Here is a 5,162-nt window from a genome sequence, read left to right on the forward strand (position 1 = left end):
GTGCCCGCCCACCGGCGAGCCCCGCGAGAGCCTCCGCCAGAGCGCCTGCGCCTCCGGTTCCGACAGCCCCAGCCCCGACAGCGGCGGGGCCGACGCGTCCGCGCCCGACGCGGCCCGGGACAGCGCGACGAACACCGTGCGCCACAACCCCAGTGCTCCCGCCGAGCGCGGATCACCTCCCCAGGCATGCACCACCCGCAGCGGCGCGGCGCCCGCGGCCAGCTCCGCCACCGCCTCCAGGAAGCGGCTGCGTCCCACGCCCGTGGGGCCCACGAAGAGCCTCGCGCCGCCCTCGCCCCTGCGCGCCGCGTCCACCACCGTGCGCGCTTCGGCCAGCGCCTCGTCGCGGCCCACCAGCGACTCCAAACGCGTCGGGGGCGCGCCCGTCTCCACGCGCCACGCCGTGCCGCCCGGCAGCTCGCGCGACGCGCCGAAGCGCACGCCTCCCGCCTCCACCAGCAGCGCCTTCACCGAGGCGCCCACGAGCAGCTCCCCCGGCGCCGCCGCGTCCGTCAGCACGAGCGTCCGCTCCAGCCCCAGCCCCGACAGGCGCGGGCCGTCCGCCTCCGAGCCGGCGCTCACGCGCACCACGCCGGACTCCAGCGCCCGCCGCACCGTCACACCCAACAGCCCCAGGTCCTCCGCGCAGCGCAGCGCTCGCGACGCATCGTCCGGGCGCGACTGCGGCAGGCCGAAGGGTAGACACCACCGCGCGTGCGACACGGCCACCGCTTCCACGTGGTGGCGCGCCGCCAGCGACAGCACCACCTCGCGCAGCCGGACCGCGTCCGACAGCTCGCCCGAAATGCCCAGCAGCGTGAGCCTGCGCATCAGCGCCTGCCCATCCAGCGCGCGCATCTTCACCGTGGGGCCCGGAGGTTCGTCTCCCAGCGCAGGGGGCCCGTCGTCGTCCTCTCCATGGGCGAAGGGCGGCACCTGGGACAGCGCGGCCGCCAACGGCGCGGGCACCTCCATCGTCGGATCCGTGGGCGGCTCGTGCACGGCACCATCACCGTCGCTCCGAGCCGCGGGCGCCTTCAAGGTCGATGCGGCGTCATTGCCGCCGCCCTGATCGGTCGACGCGGCGTCATCCCCGCCGCCCCGGGCCGCGGGTGCCTTCGCGGTCGGCGCGTCGGGGATGTCGTCGCCCAGGTGCACGGGCGGCTCTCCCAGCGCGGGCAGCGACGCGAGGTTCGGCGCGGGGGCTCCAGACGCGGGCGTGAGCGCGCTGCCACACGCGGGACAGAAGCGGCTGGTGGCGCTGGTGGACTGGCCACAGCGCGGACACGCCACGCTGGAGGGCTCGCGGCCCTGGGGCAGCACCGCCTCTCCGGGGGCCACGTCGCGCAGCCGCGCGAGCACCGACTCGCCCACCAGCCGCGTCACCACCGCGGAGACGCCCTCTCCCTCCGCCTCCGGCACTTCATCCAGGAAGGCCTGGAGCGCGCGCGCCACGTCGGCACACCGCGCGAAGCGCTGCGAGGGCACGCGGTGGAGCATGCGCAGGATGATCTGCTCCAGCAGCGGCGACAGCCCCTCCACGAACTGCGAGGGCCGGGGCACCGCCGCCAGCGCGATCCGCCGCATCGCCTCCGCGGGGTTGTCCGTGTCGATGAACGGCCGGCGCGTGCACAGCTCCCACAGCACCACGCCCAGCGCGAACTGGTCGCTGCTGCCAGCGACGGGCTCGTTGCGCACCTGCTCGGGCGACATGTAGCGCAGCTTGCCCTTGAGCACGCCGGTGCGCGTGCGGCTGGCGCGGATGGTCGCCTTGGCCACGCCGAAGTCCACCACCTTCGTCACGCCGTCCAGCCGCACCATGATGTTCTGCGGGCTGATGTCCCGGTGCACCAGCTCCAACGGCGCGCCCTGGCTGTCGCGCGCGTGGTGCGCATGGTCCAGGCCCAGCGCCGCGTCGCGAATCAACTGCGCGCAGACGCGGTGGGGCAGCGTCGTGCCGGCCCGCTGCGCCGCGCGCGCCAGCCGGCCCAGGTTCTCGCCCTCGATGTACTCCATGGCGATGTAGAACGTGCCCTGCCACGCGCCGACCTCGTACAGCGAGACGACGTTGGGGTGGTTCAGGTGCGCCGCGACCCGGGCCTCGTCGAGGAACATCTCCACCGAGCCCTCGTGCTCCAGCAGGTCCGGCAGCAGGCTCTTGAGGATGACGGGGCGCTCGAAACCACTCACGCCCACCTGTCGCGCCAGGAAGATCTCCCCCATGCCTCCCACGGCCAGGCGGCGGAGGACCGCGTACCTGCCGAAGATGAGGGAAGACGGAGGAGCCGCGGACATGGTCGCGCTCCCACCGTACCTACCCGCGCCCATCTCCCGCCAGTCCCACACCGCACCGGCCACCCATTCCTAGACGTGCCAGGACAGCGGCGGCCCTCCGGACGAGCGCAGGACACCGGGAGTGAGGGTCAGAGGGGGTACATACAGGCCGCGCGGCTCCCGCTTCCACCATGCCCCGGTGCGCTGGCGCTCCTCCCTGGAGGTCATCCGGTAGTCATGAAGCACCGCCCGGACGAAACGGGGCGGGTGGTCCGGAAAGGGATTGGCCGCGAACAGGTCAAGGACCTCCGGCGAGCCCTCCAGCAGCCGCACCAGCAGCGCGAGGAACCACGAGGGCGGGGACCCCAGCGCCGCGAACCACATCTGCCAGTCCAACCGGGGCTGGTGGGGCGCCACCTGGCGCGGCGGTCGGTCCACCTCCGACATCTTGTAACGAAACGGATACGCCACCCAGTGCTCGCCGTCATCCGAGCCCTCGAGGGTGATCTCCGGCCGCTCCACCGTCATCATCGCGAACAGGCCATACGAATTCACCGAGTGCAGCGGCAGCGCCCGGTCCTCCAGCCAGTCCACCGCCTCCACCACGCGCGCCGGCCCGCGAGGCCACCACCCCATCCGGCGCAGCAGCTCCGTGGTGCCCAGCACGAGGAACGGCACCGCCGCGACGGAGGACACCGCCGTGCCGAGCAGCGACGGCCCACGCACGGGCCCCGCCCCGGTGTCCCGGCCCAGGCTTTCCGGCAGCACGCGCCGCAGCGCCGCGTCGTCCAGCAACCACAGCCCCAGGGCCAGGGACTGGACGTTGAAGTAGCCGTAGTTGCCCGTGGCGATGATGGCGGCCTGCAGCGCCGTGAACGCACCGAAGGCCACCTGCCGCACGCGCCGGGGCCCGAAGGTTAGGAATGGCACCCCCGTCTCCGCCACCAACACGGCCGCGGTGCCCGCGTGGCGCAGCGACCTCGGAAGCTGGTGGGCAGCCCACCCGCCGCGCGTGGGCAGGGGCGCGGTCTCGAAGTACACGTCGCACGCGCTCAGCTCGCGCCACGTCCGGTCCCCCGAGTGGAACTTGCTGATCCCTGAACCGAAGTAGAGCCGGAACACGAGCATCCGGAACAGGAACACCTCCAGCGCGGACACGTCCCGCTTCCCCAGCCCGGGCCTCACACCCCCCGGCGCGGTGAGCGCGCCCAGGGCGCCCATCTCCAGCAGCAGCACGTCCCACTGGAACGACAGGAACTCGCGCCCCAAGGACACATAGGACAGGTACAGGCCCCACAGCGCCGTCGCACTCAAGCGCGGGGCGAGGTTGAGGAGCAGCGCCAGCGACAATCCCTGCCCCACGCGGCAGCCCTTCACCAGCGCCGCGTCGGACGCGTCCCACCAGAACACCGACGGCCGCCGCCACCGGCCCTGCGCCGCGTAGCGCTCGGAGTTCGCCACCTCGCGGATGGGACGGATGCCCTTCTCGCCGTAGAGCCCCAGCACCTGCCGGCCCAGCGACGTGAAGGCGATGAGGAAGGTGCCGCCCAGGAGGCGCATGAACGTCCAGCGCACCCACCGGTGCTGCGCGGGCTCCGTCACCCGGCTGAACAACCACGTGTCCAACCGCGACGCGCGACGCCGGTTGCGCGCGACGAGCGAATACACGAGCCCCGCTCCCTGCTTGAGCCCGGGCAGCAATCCCAGCCGCGCGGCGAAGCGCGTGCCCGGATGGGGCGACCAGACGAGCATGCGGAAGGCCGCCTCCGCGCCGGACGAACGGCGCCCCGAGGGCTCCACGAGCTGCATGGCCCGCGTCATGTCCCGCTTGGGAATGCCCAGCAGCTTGAGCAGCCACCCGCTCGCGCGGACGAAGCGCACGCGTCCTTCGGTGTTGCCGCGCCAGCGCGCCACCCAGCGCTTGCAGAAGCCACAATCTCCATCGAACAGCACGAGCGGTTGCATCGCGCGCATCGCGTTCTCCTTCATCCCCAGGACAAAGGTGCGTGCGCTGCCCGGGATGCGAAGGGGTGGAAGGGCCTGCCGGGGGGGCCGGCGGGCAGCGGAGCAGGCGCCCGTGTCATCCCGATGCCGGTGCCTAGCTTTGTCCGATGAGCGAGCCCAAGGCCCAGGCCAAGAAGACGGTGGAAGTGGTCGCGGGGGTGCATCACTGGACGGTCGCGGACGACCGGCTGGATGGCCTCCGCAGTGACGCCTATGCGGTGGTGGACGCGGACGGCACCGTCACCCTCATCGACCCGCTGCCCATCGACGAGAAGGCCCTGCGCAAGCTGGGCAACCTTGAAGCCATCGTGCTCACCGCGGGCAACCACCAGCGCTCCGCGTGGCGCATGCGCAAGGCGTTCGGCATCCCCGTCTGGGCCCCGGAGGGCGCGCAGGGCCTGGAGGAGAAGCCGGACTTCGAATACGTGGCCGGCAACACGCTGCCCGGCGGCCTCAACACCTTCCAGACGCCCGGGCCCACCGAGGCCATGTACACGCTCTGGATGCAGAAGAGCCCGCACGCGGTGGTCTTCATCTCCGACCTGCTCTCGCGCGACGGCCATGGCACGCCGAAGTTCGTCCCGGGCGAATACCAGGACGAGCCCCTGCGCACCCGCTCCAGCATCCAGCGCATCCTGGACCACCTGCCCATCGAGACCGTCTGCTTCGCGCACGGCGCGCCCATCGCCAAGGACGGCGCCGCCGCGCTGCGCAGGGCCCTCGAACAGGACCACGAGTTCCCGAGCGCCCCCGCGCCCTAGGGGGTGTCCCTAATTATCTGAAGAAAGGTGCTGGAGGCCGAGCGGCCGCCAGCACCGTGGGCAGGGTTGAGCTTGCAGGGAAAGGAAGAGCTGAGCACCCCTGGTGAGTGCACCGACATGAGC

3 protein-coding genes are annotated in these 5,162 nt (G+C 72.5%); 1 reads left to right on the forward strand and 2 read right to left on the reverse strand.

The genetic code is table 11. The annotated features are described in order from the left end of the window. Positions 1 to 2,295 (reverse strand): serine/threonine-protein kinase (locus D7V97_RS39635; RefSeq protein WP_147445173.1); only part of this gene is annotated, 2,295 nt, incomplete at its 3' end. Between the two features lie 69 nt (positions 2,296 to 2,364). Next, positions 2,365 to 4,248, reverse strand: coding sequence for a lipase maturation factor family protein (locus tag D7V97_RS39640; protein ID WP_120615763.1), 1,884 nt, complete (start codon positions 4,246 to 4,248; stop codon positions 2,365 to 2,367). Positions 4,249 to 4,385: 137 nt separating this feature from the next. On the opposite strand from D7V97_RS39640, the gene D7V97_RS39645 reads away from it, so the two are divergent. Further along, positions 4,386 to 5,039, forward strand: coding sequence for an MBL fold metallo-hydrolase (locus tag D7V97_RS39645; RefSeq protein ID WP_120615764.1), 654 nt, complete (start codon positions 4,386 to 4,388; stop codon positions 5,037 to 5,039). Positions 5,040 to 5,162 lie beyond the last annotated feature (123 nt).

This window comes from Corallococcus sp. CA053C, from assembly GCF_003611675.1.
Lineage (GTDB): Bacteria > Myxococcota > Myxococcia > Myxococcales > Myxococcaceae > Corallococcus.